19 protein-coding genes are annotated in these 18,463 nt (G+C 24.7%); 10 read left to right on the top strand and 9 right to left on the bottom strand.

Annotation, left to right across the window (positions count from 1 at the left end; genetic code table 11):
* Nucleotides 1–640: 640 nt before the first annotated feature.
* The 4 genes from JWF52_RS03020 to JWF52_RS03005 form a co-directional block, all read right to left on the bottom strand.
* Nucleotides 641–949, bottom strand: coding sequence for a hypothetical protein (locus JWF52_RS03020; RefSeq protein ID WP_208331868.1), 309 nt, complete (start codon nucleotides 947–949; stop codon nucleotides 641–643).
* 184 nt (nucleotides 950–1,133) lie between these two features.
* Entirely contained in the window at nucleotides 1,134–1,451 is a 318-nt protein-coding gene (locus JWF52_RS03015) for a hypothetical protein (protein ID WP_208331867.1), read from the bottom strand.
* A 268-nt stretch (nucleotides 1,452–1,719) separates the two neighbouring features.
* Complete coding sequence (locus tag JWF52_RS03010) at nucleotides 1,720–2,490, bottom strand: helix-turn-helix domain-containing protein (RefSeq protein ID WP_208331866.1); 771 nt, start codon at nucleotides 2,488–2,490, stop codon at nucleotides 1,720–1,722.
* Nucleotides 2,491–2,961: 471 nt separating this feature from the next.
* The gene (locus JWF52_RS03005; RefSeq protein WP_208331865.1) at nucleotides 2,962–3,291 is read right to left on the bottom strand and encodes a DUF3784 domain-containing protein; all 330 of its coding nucleotides are present in this window, start codon (nucleotides 3,289–3,291) and stop codon (nucleotides 2,962–2,964) included.
* Between the two features lie 497 nt (nucleotides 3,292–3,788).
* Here JWF52_RS03005 and JWF52_RS19605 point away from each other — a divergent pair, with 497 nt between their 5' ends.
* The 10 genes from JWF52_RS19605 (at nucleotide 3,789) to JWF52_RS02955 (ending at nucleotide 14,212) form a co-directional block, all read left to right on the top strand.
* The gene (locus JWF52_RS19605; protein ID WP_208331864.1) at nucleotides 3,789–4,835 is read left to right on the top strand and encodes an amidase domain-containing protein; all 1,047 of its coding nucleotides are present in this window, start codon (nucleotides 3,789–3,791) and stop codon (nucleotides 4,833–4,835) included.
* 102 nt (nucleotides 4,836–4,937) lie between these two features.
* Nucleotides 4,938–5,237 carry a YjcN family protein gene (locus JWF52_RS02995; protein ID WP_208331863.1) on the top strand — a complete coding sequence of 100 codons (300 nt, stop codon included), beginning with the start codon at nucleotides 4,938–4,940 and terminating at the stop codon, nucleotides 5,235–5,237.
* A 1,094-nt stretch (nucleotides 5,238–6,331) separates the two neighbouring features.
* Nucleotides 6,332–6,463: a hypothetical protein gene (locus JWF52_RS19180; protein WP_286183979.1), complete on the top strand. Its 132-nt coding sequence runs from the start codon at nucleotides 6,332–6,334 to the stop codon at nucleotides 6,461–6,463.
* Between the two features lie 89 nt (nucleotides 6,464–6,552).
* The gene (papB, locus tag JWF52_RS02985; protein ID WP_208331862.1) at nucleotides 6,553–7,947 is read left to right on the top strand and encodes a PapB family radical SAM/SPASM ranthipeptide maturase; all 1,395 of its coding nucleotides are present in this window, start codon (nucleotides 6,553–6,555) and stop codon (nucleotides 7,945–7,947) included.
* Nucleotide 7,948: 1 nt separating this feature from the next.
* Nucleotides 7,949–8,695, top strand: a complete 747-nt coding sequence (locus tag JWF52_RS02980) for an ABC transporter ATP-binding protein (protein WP_208331861.1) — start codon at nucleotides 7,949–7,951, stop codon at nucleotides 8,693–8,695.
* Between the two features lies 1 nt (nucleotide 8,696).
* Nucleotides 8,697–9,311: an FtsX-like permease family protein gene (locus JWF52_RS02975; protein WP_208331860.1), complete on the top strand. Its 615-nt coding sequence runs from the start codon at nucleotides 8,697–8,699 to the stop codon at nucleotides 9,309–9,311.
* 121 nt (nucleotides 9,312–9,432) lie between these two features.
* Nucleotides 9,433–10,722 (top strand): FtsX-like permease family protein, encoded by a 1,290-nt coding sequence (locus JWF52_RS02970; protein WP_208331859.1) that lies wholly within the window; start codon nucleotides 9,433–9,435, stop codon nucleotides 10,720–10,722.
* A 43-nt stretch (nucleotides 10,723–10,765) separates the two neighbouring features.
* Entirely contained in the window at nucleotides 10,766–12,511 is a 1,746-nt protein-coding gene (locus tag JWF52_RS02965; RefSeq protein ID WP_286183978.1) for an ABC transporter ATP-binding protein, read from the top strand.
* Nucleotides 12,512–12,663: 152 nt separating this feature from the next.
* On the top strand, nucleotides 12,664–13,851 hold the full coding sequence (gene metK / locus JWF52_RS02960) for a methionine adenosyltransferase (RefSeq protein WP_208331858.1): 1,188 nt from the start codon (nucleotides 12,664–12,666) through the stop codon (nucleotides 13,849–13,851).
* Between the two features lie 109 nt (nucleotides 13,852–13,960).
* Nucleotides 13,961–14,212, top strand: coding sequence for a Mor transcription activator family protein (locus tag JWF52_RS02955; RefSeq protein ID WP_208331857.1), 252 nt, complete (start codon nucleotides 13,961–13,963; stop codon nucleotides 14,210–14,212).
* Between the two features lie 123 nt (nucleotides 14,213–14,335).
* Here the strand turns inward: JWF52_RS02955 and JWF52_RS02950 are convergent, their stop codons facing one another.
* The 5 genes from JWF52_RS02950 to JWF52_RS02930 form a co-directional block, all read right to left on the bottom strand.
* Nucleotides 14,336–14,488, bottom strand: a complete 153-nt coding sequence (locus tag JWF52_RS02950) for a YvrJ family protein (RefSeq protein WP_208331856.1) — start codon at nucleotides 14,486–14,488, stop codon at nucleotides 14,336–14,338.
* Between the two features lie 29 nt (nucleotides 14,489–14,517).
* Nucleotides 14,518–14,745, bottom strand: coding sequence for a DUF2922 domain-containing protein (locus JWF52_RS02945; RefSeq protein WP_208331855.1), 228 nt, complete (start codon nucleotides 14,743–14,745; stop codon nucleotides 14,518–14,520).
* A 34-nt stretch (nucleotides 14,746–14,779) separates the two neighbouring features.
* Complete coding sequence (locus JWF52_RS02940) at nucleotides 14,780–15,001, bottom strand: DUF1659 domain-containing protein (protein ID WP_208331854.1); 222 nt, start codon at nucleotides 14,999–15,001, stop codon at nucleotides 14,780–14,782.
* Between the two features lie 489 nt (nucleotides 15,002–15,490).
* A complete protein-coding gene (locus JWF52_RS02935) occupies nucleotides 15,491–17,551 on the bottom strand; it encodes an FtsX-like permease family protein (RefSeq protein WP_208331853.1) in 2,061 nt (686 codons plus the stop codon).
* Nucleotides 17,541–18,308, bottom strand: a complete 768-nt coding sequence (locus tag JWF52_RS02930) for an ABC transporter ATP-binding protein (RefSeq protein WP_208331852.1) — start codon at nucleotides 18,306–18,308, stop codon at nucleotides 17,541–17,543. Before JWF52_RS02930 ends, JWF52_RS02935 begins: the two co-directional genes overlap by 11 nt.
* Between the last annotated feature and the right edge of the window lie 155 nt (nucleotides 18,309–18,463).

The raw sequence follows: 18,463 nt of genomic DNA, 5'->3' as shown, positions 1-18,463 counted from the left end.
TATAATTATATAAAATAAAATATATGTAAATATTCAAAATTATTATTTGATAAGGAGTACATTAATGAAAATCAATTTTTTAAAACTATTTAATTATTTGTTTGTTATTGTTATAGCCACTTTTTTATTCCCAATTTCACCATATCTTACAAAATTATTTGGTATTGTAGGTTTAGTGGTATATATTTCTTTTATATCAAAACTTTTTAAATACTCTTCCGATGAACATTTTATAAAAATATTTTTTAAAATGTGTTTTTTAAATATTTTAGGTATTATCTTCAAATATTTTATACAATATGGAGAATACTCAATGATATCATCCTTAACTATAGGGAATATTTTTACCTATATTATAATTTTACCTGCGATCACATCGCTACTTTCTTTAATAATGAGCAAATGTAACTCTAAATTTTAACTAAAACAGTATAAGTTATAACCTCTAAAGTAAATTCCAACAATTAATAATTATAAAATTTAAAAATCAAAAGCAACTAACAAGTCTTAAAATTTTACTTTAAGGACTAGTTACATATTCCGAATAAAGTTAATGCCCTTAGAATCCATTTATTTAGATCCTAAGGGCTTTTTTACTAGATACCTTTAAATAAGTTTTTAGAGTATACTTAATATCTTACTATTGAAATTTAGAAGTCTGCCCAATAAGTTTGTAATAATATATAAATATACACATTATGGTAATTAAGTTTACATATGCCGATATACCATTTATATATACAAATTTTTGAGACAATATCATAAATATACCGTTAATAATAAATACGATTCCCATCATAATATTTATTTTAAAATTAAACTTTAAATATCCTTCTTTGTCTTTAATTCTTTCATTTTTAACAACCTTATTTTGTTTAAATTTAAACGCCAAACGCAGACAGATTATTCCTGCTGTAACAAAAAACATTCCTATAATTAAACTAGTCATATTTACCCCCTTCTTACTTCTTTCTAATTATATAACATAGATAACAAGTCTTAAAATTTTACTTTAGAGACTTGTTATCTATTTGATGTAAAGTTAAAGCCCTTAGAATTCAAATAAATATATTCTAAGGGCTTTTTTACTAGATGCCTTTAAACAAGTTTTTAAAGATTAGTATTTTTATTTTTCAATAATTGAATTTTTTACTCTTTTTCTCAATTACAACTGATTCTATAAGTATTAATGCGAAAACTATGCAAAATAATATTATTAATATATTCATCGGCAATTTAAAATAATAGTTATTCAATATATCAAAGATTCCAAATACAATTAAAAATAATCCACTTGAAAAATATAATTTAGAATATAACTTTATATATCCATCTCTATCTTTGATTTTTTTTGGATAGCCCCATACATATTTTTCTATATCTTTAGTTCTCTTTAGTTTTATACTTCGATTAAAAAACCAAACTGCTGTTAATATAGTTAAAATTGACATTTACATTCCCTCACTTATTTCTTATTTAAAATTAAAATAACATACATCATAACTTTTAATTTTAAAATGGACTGAAATCTCTAAATTTTGAACTAAAATGTAAACTAGCCTCAAAATTTCACTTTAGAGACTAGTTATGTATTTCGAATAAAATTAAAGCCATTAAAATCCAATTGATTGGATTTTAATGGCTTTTTACTACTGCTCTTTTAACAAGTTTTATAAAACTAATTTCTATATTTTATAAATTTAATTATCAGAATCTAATTTATCTCTTAGTATTCTTAAACTTAATAATTATACTGACCAACAAAGATATAAATCCTAAAATTCCAAAAACTAAAGCTACAAATTCCATTTCAAATATATGATAATTTCTCATATAAGATTGATGGTGTACTATATTTCCATCCTTATCTAAAATATCTTTTGAAAGTATTCCAATAGAATTTTTTAATAAGTTTCTACCCTTTGCACTCTTAGGATCTACTGTTTCATATAACAATCTAAAATTATATTTATCAGTCTCTAAATTTTTATTACCTTTTTCCATATCAGCTACATAGATTTCTATTGATTTAATTGTCTTAAATTCATTTTTATTAAGTATACTATCTAATTCTTTTTTATATCTATTTACTTCAGTCATATCATACTTTAGTGATAGAGCCTTAATTTCATTATTCATTTGCTCACTTAATTTATTGTAAGTATTCTCAGCTATATTTATATATAGGATTGAACATAAAAAAATAATAAAAATTATTATAGGTAAATAATTAAGCAATTTACCAATTTTATTTATTATTTTAGAATCAAGTGAAAGTTTTTTTATCATATCAGAATCCTCTCTTAGTAATTTATCAAGAGAAATATTATATAAATCACTAAGTGAAACTATACTTTCTAAATCAGGATAGCTCCTACCAACCTCCCAACTAGATATCGTTGACCTAGAAACATTTAATATATTTGCTACATTCTCTTGTGTTAATTCTTTTTTTAATCTAGCTTGTTTTAATTTTAATCCTATCTTCATTAATTTCTCCTTTCAAATTCAGTATGATAAAAACTATTTTCAATTACTAGCCAAGTATATTATCATTATCTAATATAGCATGATACGATTTGTATCATTGGCTCAATTTCAACATTTTAACATATATTTTTCTATTATAAAAATATATGTTATTTAAATTAGTTTCTAAATTTCAGCTTAGGAGCTAGTACATATTTAGAATAAAATTAAAGCCCTTAAAATCTATTTATTTGTATTTTAAGGGCTTTTTTACTAGATATCTTTAAATGTGTTTTTAGGGAATAGTTTTTATTTATAACTTGTAAATAAAATATAAATATTACTTTAAGATTACATGATTATTATATTTTATATTTGTAAATTTAGAGTGTGATTTATTTTTACATAGTAAAAATAGGAGCACTTGCTCCTATCGTTTTAATTCTTAATATATTAATATTATTCACAAATACTTGCCTACAAATTGAAATTTCACTGTTTTTTCTTCATAGATATCATTACAGATGATACAGTTGCATAAGTAATTGCAATGAACACACATGCCATCTTAATGTAAAAGAACCACTTTATTTTAAAAATTGTCTCTAACACATTAGCTAAAAATACTACCCCCAGTAATAAAAATACTATACCAGATTGCCTATAATGTGGTTTTTTATCCATGTTTGATCTTTCTTCTTTCGAAGCATATAGATATGCGTTATTAAATAAAAACCCCTTTTCTTTAAACGAACGAAAACTGATTATAAACATAACAAGCGATACTATAAAAACGATACAAGTAATAATTATATTCTCCATTAATCTTCCCCCCTTTATGGTATTGTAACATCAACTGAATACTTACATTGTATTTAGAGTGTTTTTGTTACTTTTTACTTTATGAATATTTAGTTAAATTAGATTGTCCAAACTATACTAAAAATAAAATACATCATTTCATGTACAGTTTTCTATATTGAATCAACAAGTCTGTAAATTTCACTTTAGGGACTAGTTATGTATTTCGAATAAAGTTAAAGCCATTAAAATTCATTTATTTGGATTTTAATGGCTTTTTTAATAGATATCTTTAAATAAAAAATTCTAGGTTTTATTAATTTTCATTTTTACATTTTAACTGTATTTTCAGTAAATTATTTGATTTTTTATGCTTTAATCCCAAAATAATACATTTCAGTCCACTTTTTACATATTTAAAGATTCATATGCTATATTAGTTCTCGATTGAAAAATATATTTAACTTTTTATGTGGGGGGTTCGAAATGATAAAAAAATTTTAAAAAGTACTTTTGCTGTGCTAACAGTATTTTTACTTACACTAACGAGCGTAAATGCTCAACCATTAGAAAATAATGATTTAAAAGATGTATTACTAAATTATTTTTCTAATTCATTTAATGTTAGAAAAACTTTAAAAAATACAGAAAATCAATATATTTTACCAAATAGCTTATTACAACAAGAAGATAATTTAAATTCGCAATTTTTATCTACTTATGGAGAACAGCTAGGTGAACAAATTAGTAATTACAATTTAGAATTAGATATGGATGTTGTTTCTAAAGATAATGATTCTATAAAAGTAAATGTTGTTACTAAAGCAAATTTCAATTATGTAGATTCTGAAGATGCAAGTTATTCAGAAGAAAACCATATAGTTCATCTTAAAAACTATAATGGTAAAATGCTAGTTGAAAAAGATATTTTTGATGCAGATAATGATTTAAATAAATTAGATAAATCTATTAGTTCAGATGATAATTATAAAAATTATATGAAGGAAAGAATTAAAAACTTAGAAAATAAAACTAATGATATGAATAAAATTTTAATATCTGAAAAAAGTAATTCATATTCACAAAATTTTAGTAGTAATAGAGTTGCTAGAAGTGTTTATCGTAATTCTGGTTATGATGGAGAAAAAGGTGCTGCATGGGCTAAGAAATATGCAAATCCTGATGGCGAACGAGATAATAAATTTGATGCTGATTGCACGAATTTTGCATCTTGGACACTATTTAGAGGAGGTATGCCAACTGACAAAACATGGTATCATTATTCTAATGCTTGGATACGCGTTATAGAATTGAGAAATTGGCTAATAAAGAAAGGGTATGCTACTGAAAAAGATAATTACAAGTACGCAAGACTTGGAGATATAATTCAATATAAAAATAAGTCTGGTATTTGGAGACATTCTGTTATTGTGACAAGTAAGACATCTAGTTACCCTTATGTGAGAGTAAGCGCTCACTCAAAAAATAGAAGAGATGTAAATGTTAGTGGAATCTATTACCCTAATGGAGAATTTATATCTTATAGAGTTCTCTGTATCAAATAAAATTAATGTACTATTTTTTACATATTTAACAATAAAAGAAGAATATCAAAAACTATAAATATATCTACATAATTGTAGTAAAAGATAAGAAAGGAAAAAGCTTTGAAAAAGAAACTTAAATATATTATACCTGTAGTTATAATTGTTGGTATAATTGTATACTTTTTTGCAACACCTATTGGTGCTTTAAGATTTGCTGTTTTAAGAAGCGGTTATCCTAAAAGCGCTGTAACTCTTAAATTATCACCAGATCCAAATAAAACTCCGATGGATCTTAAAAGAAATCAAACTTTCTATACTATTACCAATCCTCCATTTGAAGAGCCAACACAAACGCCGTTAGAAAATTGGGTTCTATCAAAATATGGACCATTCTATTGGGGAGAATATTTTGGGTGGTAAGAAGTTTATATTAATTCTAATGTAAAATACTTTTTTGTTCTATTATTTAATATATTAAAATTATCAACTATCCCCTAAATTTACGCTTAGGGAATAGTTCAAATAAGTCTAGCATTTTCAATATATTTAGAAACTAAAAGAGCCAAACTTTATTTTTTTAAGTCTGACTCTTTTTTAATATCTATCTACATCCCAAATATTAACTTTATTTTTTTAATTATAAGCCTTAAAATCGACTTTAAAACTTTATTTTGTAATTTTACATATCAAGCCAAGTTGAACTTCCTGAATATAAAAACTCACTATGATTGCATTTAGGACAAACATAAATTTTAAACATTAAATGTTCTTCTACATCAAAAACTACTTTTAACAATCCTCTGTTAGTTTCCTGTTAATCAAATCTATATTTTTTTTAAAACTTTAATTCTGTATTACATCTTAGGCATTTAACAGAATATCCTCCTTCTAATATTTTCTGAAGTTATATACGTCAACCTATGTTTTTTCTGCAAAATGGCACCAAAGTTTGTTCAACACCAGTAAATTCAAAGGCTCTAGAGCTTAACATTCTGGAGCCTTTATTTCTAGTTTTCTTAAACCATCTTTAGTTGTAATTTTTGAATCTTCAAGTATATATCTACCTAAAAAATTAATATGAGCAGTTCCTAAAGGACTAATTCTTTTAAATTCTTAAAGAATTCAATTACTTTTATATCACCTGGTGATTCTGTAGGTGATATAAGATAGTTGTCATAGCTATTATATTTTTTACTTTATATATAATTTTATAGAAATGTTTATATTAAAGCCAAGTAAAATGAAAATAATAGTAACTTATAATAGGATAAATTCATATCTAATTAGACCATTTATACTGCATATTTACCGTTTATACTATTCACTTGCAAGTACTAACTATTAGATGATATATATTTAATATACCAAAGAAAATACATATTAAGAAATTTATACATAAAATATTATGAGGAATTTAGAGAAGTTTTTATGACTCTTTGAGTCTTAAAATAAAATGGATATAATTAGGCCTAATCCAAACTAAAACTAAAAAATTATAAAAGGGGAGATACCAAATGATAAAACAATTAAATGAAGTTTATGTAGGTCAAGAAGATGCAGAAAGAGCTATATGCGTATTATGTAACTCAAGAGATAATGATAAGTGCTGGATATGTGATGGTGGAAAGTTAGACTTTAATGACTAATATTTAAAATATAAAACCAATATAATTAGTTTTAATTATATTGGTTTTATACTATATAACACTATTTTATGATGAAAAGGGGATATAATATGGAGCAGATATTAACTATAACTGAAGGTAAAGTAAATTTTGAGCCTTATAAAATATTTGAAGTAGATAATAAAAAGTTTATATATACAACTAATATTGGAGGTATATATGAAATAGATGATAGTTTATTAAGGGTTTTAAATGAAGAAGGAAAAGAATTAGAAGAAATTTACAATAATTTAAAAGACACACTAAATAAAGATGATATTGATAAAATACTAAAAAGTATGAAAGATTTAAAATTATTAAAGTCTGAAGATGATGATATTATAGAAAATGATGATAAAAGTGAGCCATTACATATGCAAGGGATAACATTAATGATTTGCCAAGATTGTAATATGAGGTGTTCTTATTGCTTTGCAGGTGATGGTGAGTACAACAATAAAGGATATATGGAACTTTCTACAGCTAAGAAGTCTATTGACTTTTTAGTTGAAAATTCAACAAGTGATAAACTATCGGTATGTTTATTTGGTGGAGAGCCTTTCTTACATTTTGATTTATTTAAAAATATAGTTGAATACTGTAAATCTATAGAGCCACTAGTAAATAAAGAATTTTCGATTACTACAACTACAAATGGTACTTTATTAAATAAAGAAATAGAAGACTATTTACTTAAAAATAAAGTTACTGTTCAATTGAGTATTGATGGAGATCAAAAGACACATGATTCTAATCGATACTTTGCAAATAAAGTTAAGTCCTATGATAGAATAATGGAAAAAACAAAAAATATGAGAGAAAAAGGGTTAATATCATCAAGAGCTACAGTAACAAACAATAATTTAGATATGGTAGGTATTTTTGAACATTTGTATAGTTTAAATTTCAGAGCTATTCCATTTGTTCCTGCATATAACTCTTTAACTAAAAATAATTTTGAAGAAGTTAAAAATGCATATATAAACCTAATAGATTATTTTGAAAAACTTATCAAATCAGGAGACTATGATAAAGTTAAGAAAATGTCAATTATTAAAAGTTCATTAAATAAAGTACATAAAGGTTGCGATAGAAATATATCTTGTGGAGTTGGAAATAGCTCTTGTGCAGTGGATATAAATGGGGATTTATATCCATGTCATAGGTTTGTTTCATCTGAGGAATTTAAAATAGGTAGTATATATATAGGATTTGAAGGAAGAGAAAAGTTTATAGATTCTATTAATGTGGAAAATAAAGATGAATGTAAAAATTGTTGGGCTAAAAATCTTTGTGTAGGAGGATGCCCAAATGAAACTATAGGATATATGAATGATACATCTGAAGATAAGTTTGATATATGTGAAATAACTAAATTTATAAATGAGAGTTTAATAAAACTATATGTAAGACTTACAGAAGATGAAAAGTTAAACCTTTTTGGAAAAGAAAAAGTAGGTAACTAATATGTTGATAAAAGTAGATAATATAAATAAATCATACAAAAGTAAGTATAAAACTTTAGAGATACTAAAAAATATTAATTTTGAAATAAATAAAAATGATTTTATAGCGTTAATGGGACCATCTGGATCAGGAAAAAGTACTTTATTAAATTTAATATCTGGTCTTGATAAGGCAGATAGCGGAAGTATTTTATTTTCAGGAAGTGATATATGTAAAATAAGCTCAAAAGAATTGGCTCGATTTAGGCGAGATTATCTAGGGTTTATTTTTCAAGAATATAACCTAATAGATACTTTAACAGTTAATGAGAATATAGCATTGGCATTAACTATGAAAAAACATCCAGTAAGTGAAATACAGGAAAAAATATATAAAGTAATGCTTAGGCTAAATATTAATGAGTTATCAGAAAAACTACCATATCAACTATCTGGTGGAGAAAAACAAAGAGTAGCTTGTGCTAGAGCTTTGATTAAATCACCAAAGTTAATATTAGCAGATGAACCAACAGGAGCACTTGATTCAAAATCTGCCAATGAACTTATGTTATGTTTTAATGAGATAAATGAAAACATGGATGCAACTATACTACTTGTAACTCATGATGTATTTACGGCTAGTTACTGTAATAAAGTCCTATTTTTAGAAAATGGATTAATACAAAATACATGGGTAAGAGGAAACTTAAATAGAGATGAATTTTTTAATAAAATATTAAGTGAAATAAATAGTAAGAGGAGTGTTTAATATGTATTTAAAGTTCTTATTTTTAAGCTTAAAAAGGTCTATAAAAACTTATCTTATATATATATTAACCTTAGTTACATGTGTCACTCTTTTTTATTCATTTAATTCACTATCAAGTAAATTTTATACACCACTTCAAAACTCAATGTTTGATTTAATTAATTTATATAAGTATTTGACGATGTTTAGTATAGGGATATCTATTATTTTATCAATACTTATATACTATGTTACTAAGTTTATAATAAATCAAAGAAAAAGGGAGCTTGGAACTTATGTATTAATGGGAATGGAACAGCATAAAGTGGGAGCAATATTTTTCATTGAAAGCTTAGTTATTGGGATTATATCTATATTTATAGGTATAATTTTAGGGTCTGTATTTGCAAACTTCATAACAAAAATTATTATGGATTCAGTAGGTCAGAGCATGACTTTTAAATTTATGCTTTACAAAGATACAATTATAGATACACTTATATTTTTTACAGTTTTATTTGTACTAGTTGGAATATTCAATTATATAAAAATATCAAAAATAAACTTAATAAAATTATTTACTAAAAATGAAGTCGAATTTAACTTAAATAAGAAGTATAAAAAAATAATATATTAATATCTTTATTTACTTTTTTATACCATTACTATCAGTTAAAACATATTTAACATTTAGGGAATCTACATCTATAAATGTATCAATAGAAGTAAGGAATTTAATAGGTCTTTTTTTAGGTTTAATGTTCATATTAGGTATTTACAATATATTTAAATTTATATGCGACTTTGTAGAATATATAAAAACAAATAAAGTTAAGATAAGATATAAAGGTCTAAACCTTATCATTTTTAATAGCATACTTTCATCAATAAATAAGTATAGCATTTTAATGGGAAGTGTAACTTTGACTCTTACTTTATCTCTTATGGCACTATCTGCTGGATTTTCTATGGAAAGTTGGGCAAAAGGATATCTTAAATATAGAGACGTATATGACTTTGATGTAAGTGTTGAAGGTATAAGACCATCAGTTGATATGGACTATATTAATAATACTTATAAAAATATAATTGATAATATTAATAAAAAATATTCAGTAACTGATTCAGTACAAGTAGAGGAGTACCTTTTAAATGAAAGTAATATAGAGAATTTTGAAGAAGATAATTTTTATGCTATTGGATTAAGTGATTACAATAGTATGAGAAAAATGGCAGGACATAGTGAAATAAATCTAGATAATAATAAGTTTGCAGTACAAGTTTATATGGATGGTGAATATAAAGACGATTATAACGATGATAAAATAATTATGAAAGATAATGTTTATACATCAGATAAAAATAACTTCTATACAGACTCAGTTGGAGAAGGGGTTTATTCATATTATAGTGATAAAGTAATAATATTACCAGATAATGAACTTGAGGGATTATATTTATCAGGCTTAAGTATATATGCAAATACTAAAGATGTAATTTCATATAAGGGATACGAAAAGTTAAATGAAGAGGTAAGTCCTTATTATCAAGACATTATAATTTCAGAAAAGACACAGCCTGGAATTATGGATGAAAATATAGTATCGTATGTACTTGTATCAACTAAATCAGAAAAATTAAATAACTCAGTTTCAGGAATATTACTTTTTAAACTTATATCTATATATATATCTATAGTATTATTTATATCTTCACTAACTATAATATCACTTCATATTTTATCTAATATTAATAATCAAAAAAACAGATATATAATGCTTAGAAAACTTGGATCAGATGAAAATGATTTAAATAAATGTATAATGTACGAAGTGGGAATGTATTTTAATATACCATTAGCAATTTCATTAATATCAACAGTTATATTCTGGGCACAATTTATATCTTATAATTCTACTCAAATAACAACTTTTTCTAGTTATGGAGAGTTTATATTAAATATATTAAATGCATTTTCAATAATTGTAGTTTTATATTTATGTTACTTTATATCTACATATAAATTATTTAAAGATAATATGAGATAAATTTATTTATTTCATATTATTTTATTGTATTGGAGAGATAAATTTGAGCAATTCAAAAAATTTAAAAAGATTTTTAATGATAGTATTTAAAAAGAATAAATTTATTTTAATTATTGCATTTTCAATTCTTATGGTAAGTTCTATATTGAATTTAAGCATGCCTCAAATAGTTAGATTGATTCTAGATAATGCTATAGTCAATAAAGAAGTAGATTTTCTATTGGAGTTAATTTTTTTATACTCAGTAGTTCTAATTATATCAGTATTACTTAGGGCAGTATTAGAGTATATATACTCTAAATTGAGGAGAAGATTATCTATTCAGCTAAAATTGAAATTATTAAGACATATATCAAAATTATCAGGAAACTATTATAGCAATATAAAAACAGGAAATTTACTAAGTATATTAGAAAGTGATGTATATATAGTAGAAAGTTTTGGTGCAGAAATAATATTTTCTTTAGTAATAGATGCTATAACGGCATTTACATCTTTATTTTTACTAATTAACATGCAACTTGACTTACTAGCTATTGTAATAGTATTGCAGATAATAATAGCAATAACTCAATCAAAATTTACTAAAATTATAGCAACGAGAACTAGAGAACTTAGAGAACTTTCAGGTAGGTTATCTAATATAGTTCAAGAGTACGTTTCAAACTTAATGAATGTAGTAATATCAAAATCTAGCTTGAATTTTTTTACTAGGTATATTAAAGGACAGAGGAAGTTATCTAGTAAATGGATTAATTCAGAAGTTGTTATGTCTACTAATATAGCAATATCGAGTATACTTAGCAGCCTAATAACTATTCTAATATATGGATTAGGTGGTTTAAAAATAATTAAAGGAGATATGAGTATTGGAGAGCTTATAGCATTTCAGCAATATACAGGAATGCTTATTGGACCAAGTATAAGAATTATCAAATCTAACACAAAGTTACAACAATCTTTAGTATCTATAAATAGAATATTTACCATATTAGATGAGCCTGTAATTATAAAGCAAGATAATAAAGGTAAACCATTTGAGAGACATTTGCCTAAAGATATTATCTTTGACAAAGTAAGTTTCTCTTATGATAAGGATAAAATTATAAACAACATGAGCATGGTACTTAAAGAAGGAAGTATAACGGCAATTGTTGGATCAAGTGGATGCGGTAAGTCTACATTGATAAATTTACTATTTAGATTGTGGGATATAGATGAAGGTCAAATAATAATAGGTAGTACAAGTATAAAAGATTATAAACTAAAAGATTTAAGAAAAAACATTTCTATAGTTACCCAAGATTTATTGCTTTTAGATAATACAATTTTAAATAACTTAACCTTAGGAAATAAAAACATTAATAAAGATTATATAGAAGATGTATGTATTGGTGTGGGACTATTGGATTTTATAAATGAATTACAAGATAAATTTAATACTATAGTAGGAGAAAAAGGCGTAAAATTATCAGGCGGACAAAAGCAAAGAATTGCTATTGCAAGAGCACTTATTAGTAATTCTAGTATTCTAGTATTTGATGAAGCAACTTCAGCTCTAGACAACATATCTCAGAGAAACATATTACAGAATATAAGTAAGTTTTTAAATAATAAAACTGTTATAGTTATAGCACATCGATTATCTACTATAAAAAATGCAGATAGGATATATGTTATGGATAAAGGACGAGTTGTTGAATATGGTTCTCATAATGAGCTTTTATCAAATAAAAGTATATATTATAATATGGTAAATGAAAAAGATACTAAATCAATATGTATATAAAAATAGCGTAAATTATTATAAATATAATGATTTACGCTATTTTTAGTTTTGTGTAAGTTATACTCTAAAATTACAGGTTATACTAACATATTGAAGATTAATAAATTAAAATGATATATTTAAAATATAAAACTTATTAGGGGGAGATTAAAATGTATAAACATTTATTTACATCAGAATCAGTAACAGAAGGTCACCCAGACAAAATATGTGACCAGATATCAGATTCAATACTAGATGCTCTTTTAGAGAAAGATCCTTTAGCTAGGGTAGCATGTGAAACAACAGTTACAACAGGATTAGTATTAGTTGCAGGTGAGATAAGCACATCTGCATATGTTGATATACCTAAGTTAGTAAGAAATACATTATCTGAAATTGGATATACAAGAGCTAAATTTGGATTTGATGCAGATACTTGTTCAGTTATAACATCAATAGATGAGCAATCAAGAGATATTGCTATGGGAGTAGATGAGGGGTTAGAGAGTAAGTCTAAAAATACTTTAGAAAATGATTTAGAATCTTTGGGAGCTGGAGATCAAGGTATAATGTTTGGTTTTGCATGTAATGAGACACCAGAACTAATGCCACTACCAATATCATTAGCGCATAAATTAGCAAAACGATTAACATATGTTAGAAAGTCAGGTATCTTAGACTATTTAAGACCGGATGGAAAAACTCAAGTTACAGTTGAGTATGAAGGTAATAAAGCTATTAGAATACATACTATACTAATATCATCTCAGCATGGTGAAAATGTAGATAATGACACAATAAGAAAAGACTTAATAGAAAATGTTATAAAACAAGTAGTACCTAAAGATTTACTTGATAGTGAAACTAAGATATATATAAACCCAACAGGAAGATTTGTTATTGGTGGACCTCAAGGAGATACAGGACTTACAGGAAGAAAGATAATAATAGATACTTATGGAGGATACTCAAGACATGGTGGAGGTGCTTTTTCAGGAAAAGATCCTACAAAGGTAGATAGATCTGCTGCATATGCTGCAAGATATGTAGCCAAGAATATAGTAGCTGCAGGACTTGCAGATAAATGTGAAATAGAACTAGCTTATGCTATAGGTGTAGAAAGACCATTATCTATATTTATAGATACATTTGGTACAGGAAAGATAACAGATGAAAAATTAGTTGAAATAGTAAACGAAAATTTTGATTTAAGACCAGGAGCTATAATAAGAGATTTAGAATTAAGAAGACCTATATATAAAAATATAGCTGCGTATGGACACTTTGGAAGGCTAGATGTAGATTTACCATGGGAAAAAATAGATAAGGTTGATATATTAAAAAAATATATAGTTTAATAAGTATATATTTAATACAGATAAGTTATTTTATTTGTTGGAAAATGACGAATACATTAGATTGTTCTACACTTCTTAGGATTTTATAATTATACTAAGAGGTGATTTTATGAGAGTAACTTTAAATGATATACCTAAGCAGCATCGTGATATTGCTGCATTTATGGGTGTAAATAATTTTATTGAATTTTGCAAACAGTTTGGTGGAATTAATTTATATTTTCCTACTAAAAAAACTTTATTTAATAGTATTAGAAATAAAGAGATAATTTATTTGTATGAACAAGGCAAAGATATAAAATACTTATCTAGGAAATATAATTTAACTAACAGCTCAATAAGGCAAATAATTAAAAAATAAAAGCTATGGTAAAAATGGTCGGGGCATTTTCACTATAGCTTTTATTTTTTATATAATTAGTTTATATAAATTAAAATTAGTGCTTATGATATCGAAATTATAATTTCAAATGTGGGAGGTTTTTTATTTGTTTTTTTCAAGTTTCTCTATATTAACACTTAAATTATTTATACTTGTAGTTAAAGTTTCAAGTTTTCCCTCTATCCTAATTAATAAATAAAGAGCTATTACTATAGGAAACCCAACATTAGCTATTTGAGTATATAAGTTTTCCATTGTTTTATCCCTCCCACAAAATTTTTATATTATAAAGCTAAATCAAATTCTTGAGTATCAGTAGTCACTATTTTAGCATCTACCTTAGAAATAAATCCTTCTCCATTTGGAGCAAATACATCTTTCAATAGTAAAAGATCCATAGCATCTTTTATATCTTCTTCTGTTATATCTGTTCTTGGATCATCAACAGATACTGATACATTTTTCTCACCATCTGTTTTAAAAGTCATTATTAACCTAGTTTTAGTTTCCATATTTAGTTACCCCCTTCTTTTTAAAATTTAAATATTATTCGCTTAATTCAGTATTATCAACTCTGAAATAGCCCATTACATTGTGTTCTTGAAGTGAAGTTATAGCTATACCGACTTCAAGTAAATCATCATTTAAAGCATTATGCTTTACACTTGCGTAAGATTTAGTCTTAACTATTGTTTTACCTTCATCATTTTTCCCACAGTCAAATTTGACCTTTAAAGAACTTGGATTATTAGTTACTATTGCAGCCATTTTTAAATTCCCCCTTTTCTTTTAATTAATTATAATGGTAGTGATATTTTTAGACTAAATACATTAAAATAATTTGCAGAAAATAATCAATATATTGCTTATAGAGAACTTTTAAATTACTTCTTGATTAAATGGTCATTAATTGTTTAGAAATGATTCTAGAGGATTATTCTTATTAATGCTTTTAATGTATGAATTAATTTAAAATATAATTCATACATTGATTTGTAAATTGATTTAAAATATAAATTATAATTTATTTTGTGTATGAGTTTATAATTAAATTTTTATTATAAATTACATTAAAAATTATAAAATAATTCTTGATATAAATTAAAATATAATTTATATATAAATTCATGTTTTAATTTAAAATAGAGGAAATAAAAAAATTATAAATAATTCTTTTATTTCCTCTATTTCAAGCCAATATATTACTAGCTAAAGTATTAATATATATTAATTTTTATATTATAAACTATCAGATTTTTATTGTATATTTCTTTTAAATGTATAATATGTAGCTATAAAGTAACTGCTATAAATAAATATAATCATAGATAGTGATGTAGAAATACTCATAATAAATCCACTATTACTTATATAAGCTTGAATATAGTTTTTAGCCTCAATACCATATATGCTAAAGAAACTGATAGACCCTATTAAAGCCAAGATCATTGGAATAGTAAAATAAATAGCTATTTGTTTAAAGATTAATTTATGAATATCATTTTTATCAACACCAATTTTATCAAGTATTATATATCTATTTTTTCCATCAATAGATTCAGATAGTTGTTGAATTGCAAGTATAACAAGAGATATCATAAATAGGATTATACCAAAGTACATACTAAGCATTCTAAATACTAAAATACTAGATAAAGAATCTCCTTCTACTAATATTTTAGATCTTATTTCTAAACGATTATTAGTAAATGAGCTAGGTCTACCTACACTTTCATATTGAGCATAAATATCCTTATATTCAATTTTAAACCATTCTTTTATATAATCTTCTAAGTTTTTAGCTTGATTAGATTCAAGTTCTTTTGTTGTATTAGCATAAAAATCATTTCCTGCTACTAAAAGGTTTGTACATATATTGTCAGGAAGTACAATTAAGCTAGTAGCATAATTATTATATTGGTCACCTAAAGTATCGGTATAATAATCACCACTAAAAGATAGAGTACTATTTTCTAGTGATAAATTTTTATTCTCTTCTATAAATTTATCTATATCTTCTTTAGACAGTGATTTATCAAATTGAAGAATATAACTTTTATTATCTAAATTAACTTTACTATATCCCAACATAGATCTCATTTTGTTATAATCACTAAGACTTATTGCTAAACTAGGTAGAGTATTATTTTCTCTATTTATAAGATCACTTTCCTTTATAAAGTATTTTTTAGCTACTATGTAATCTTTAAGAGTTATACTTTCTTTTTCTATATAATTTAATATATTTGAATAATCAACATCATTAATTAAGTTATCTGCATTTTTTACATCAGTAAAATTACTTGTTTCTATCTTAATATCGTAAGGTGCCTTATACTCAGCCTCTCCTTTTTTTATTTCAGAGAATACAGGACCTAAAACAATGCATATCATTGCAAAAACAAGTGTAAGAGAAATACTTGCCATAAGGGCAGGTGCTGTCTTTAATTTAGATATTAAGGATCCTATTAAAAATAAATTTGTATTATTATACTTTACATTTATATTTTTTTCCTTAAATACAACAAGTAAATAACTCAAAGAGTAAAAAAGAGCATAGGTTGCAATTATAAGGGGTATTAGTGAATTTAATCCTAATATTAACATCTGAGGAATAGTAGCGGTAAGACTACTAAACAATTTTAAAAGGTTATTTATTCCAATTACAAAGAAGGTATATCCAATTATAGAAATAATAAAGGAAATTATATATTTAAATTTATTTGCCCCAAAATCCACTTCTGTTTTTCTCTCTCCATTAAACATATCTATTAGTTTTATTTTTGATAAGTGTCTTATATTTATAATTCCTATTAATCCAAACATGGATGAAAAGAATGCTATAGTTTTTAATATAGTATCAGAATAAATTTTAAAAGAAAAACTAAATTCTTGATTTACTGATAAAAGAATTATTGATGTAAGTACTTGAGATAATAGACTTCCAAGTATTAAACCACATAGTATTGATGCCATTCCTATACAAAATGTCTCAATAAAAAACATAAAAGAAACTTTTCTTTGATCTATTCCTAATATTATGTATGTTGCAAATTCTCGTTTTTTCCTTCTTATCATATAGTTATTTACATATAAAATAAGTATTGTCAGCATAGAGCTAATAAAGTAAGTTGCATATTTAATTACATCCATTAATACTTCAAAGTCATATTTTTGATTAAGTATAGATGTATTATCAGTACTAGATATTGAAGCAAATCCATAGAATAAACTTACACAAATAGTTAAAGTAGTAAAATAAATAAGATAGTCTTTTAGTGAATGTTTAATATTGTTAATACTTAATTTAACGAACATTGACTACATCCCCTCCAAGCGAAGCAACTACATCTAATATTTGATTGAAGAACTGTTTACGAGTTAAATTTCCTTTTACTAATTCAGTAAATATAGCACCATCTTTTAAAAATAAAATTCTATCGCAATAACTTGCAGTAAAAGAATCGTGAGTTACCATCATTATAGTTGCATTTAAATCTTTATTTAGATCAGATATTATCTGAATAAGCATTTGTGAAGATTTAGAATCAAGTGCTCCAGTTGGTTCATCTGCAAGGATTAGTGTAGGATTAGTTACAAGTGCTCTAGCACAAGCGGTCCTTTGTTTTTGTCCTCCTGAAACTTGATACGGATATTTATTTAATAAATCATAAATACCAAGTTGTTTTGATATTTCAGATACTTTTTCATCTATTTTATTTTTTGGATACTTATTGATAGTTAAAGACATTGCAATATTTTCAGATATAGTTAATGTATCTAATAAATTAAATTCTTGAAATATAAATCCTAATTTCTCTCTTCTAAATTTAGATATATTTTTTGGTTTAATATTAGTAATATCATTATCATCTATATAGATATTACCTGCACTTACGGTATCTATTGTAGCTACTAGATTTAAAAGGGTAGTTTTACCGCTTCCAGAAGGTCCCATTATACCTACAAATTCACCTTCACCGATATCAAAGCTAACATTATCTATAACTTTAAATAAATTATTTTTGTTACCATAGTATTTTTCCACATTTTTCAATTTCAATATATTTTTCATATTCATCACCTCTAACCTAATTATACTTTAAGTTAAGTTGACTTGATTTGATTTAATGTTACAATAAACTTTCATTATTGTAACATTAAATCAAATTCTAACTTACTAATTAATTATAAATTACTTGAAATTAAAAAATGAGCCATTAAACGGCT

The organism is Clostridium sp. CCUG 7971 (genome assembly GCF_017590215.1).
GTDB lineage: Bacteria > Bacillota > Clostridia > Peptostreptococcales > Peptostreptococcaceae > Faecalimicrobium.
Note: the sequence above shows the minus strand (reverse complement) of the source record. Positions and strands in the feature narration are given on the sequence as shown.

Bases quoted from the DNA above. Each gene is read 5' to 3' on its own strand.
- JWF52_RS03020 (WP_208331868.1), bottom strand. From the start codon at position 949: ATGACTAGTTTAATTATAGGAATGTTTTTTGTTACAGCAGGAATAATC.
- JWF52_RS03015 (WP_208331867.1), bottom strand. From the start codon at position 1,451: ATGTCAATTTTAACTATATTAACAGCAGTTTGGTTTTTTAATCGAAGT.
- JWF52_RS03010 (WP_208331866.1), bottom strand. From the start codon at position 2,490: ATGAAGATAGGATTAAAATTAAAACAAGCTAGATTAAAAAAAGAATTA.
- JWF52_RS03005 (WP_208331865.1), bottom strand. From the start codon at position 3,291: ATGGAGAATATAATTATTACTTGTATCGTTTTTATAGTATCGCTTGTT.
- JWF52_RS19180 (WP_286183979.1), top strand. From the start codon at position 6,332: ATGATAAAACAATTAAATGAAGTTTATGTAGGTCAAGAAGATGCAGAA.
- papB (WP_208331862.1), top strand. From the start codon at position 6,553: ATGGAGCAGATATTAACTATAACTGAAGGTAAAGTAAATTTTGAGCCT.
- JWF52_RS02980 (WP_208331861.1), top strand. From the start codon at position 7,949: ATGTTGATAAAAGTAGATAATATAAATAAATCATACAAAAGTAAGTAT.
- JWF52_RS02975 (WP_208331860.1), top strand. From the start codon at position 8,697: ATGTATTTAAAGTTCTTATTTTTAAGCTTAAAAAGGTCTATAAAAACT.
- JWF52_RS02970 (WP_208331859.1), top strand. From the start codon at position 9,433: ATGTTCATATTAGGTATTTACAATATATTTAAATTTATATGCGACTTT.
- metK (WP_208331858.1), top strand. From the start codon at position 12,664: ATGTATAAACATTTATTTACATCAGAATCAGTAACAGAAGGTCACCCA.
- JWF52_RS02955 (WP_208331857.1), top strand. From the start codon at position 13,961: ATGAGAGTAACTTTAAATGATATACCTAAGCAGCATCGTGATATTGCT.
- JWF52_RS02950 (WP_208331856.1), bottom strand. From the start codon at position 14,488: ATGGAAAACTTATATACTCAAATAGCTAATGTTGGGTTTCCTATAGTA.
- JWF52_RS02945 (WP_208331855.1), bottom strand. From the start codon at position 14,745: ATGGAAACTAAAACTAGGTTAATAATGACTTTTAAAACAGATGGTGAG.
- JWF52_RS02940 (WP_208331854.1), bottom strand. From the start codon at position 15,001: ATGGCTGCAATAGTAACTAATAATCCAAGTTCTTTAAAGGTCAAATTT.
- JWF52_RS02935 (WP_208331853.1), bottom strand. From the start codon at position 17,551: ATGTTCGTTAAATTAAGTATTAACAATATTAAACATTCACTAAAAGAC.
- JWF52_RS02930 (WP_208331852.1), bottom strand. From the start codon at position 18,308: ATGAAAAATATATTGAAATTGAAAAATGTGGAAAAATACTATGGTAAC.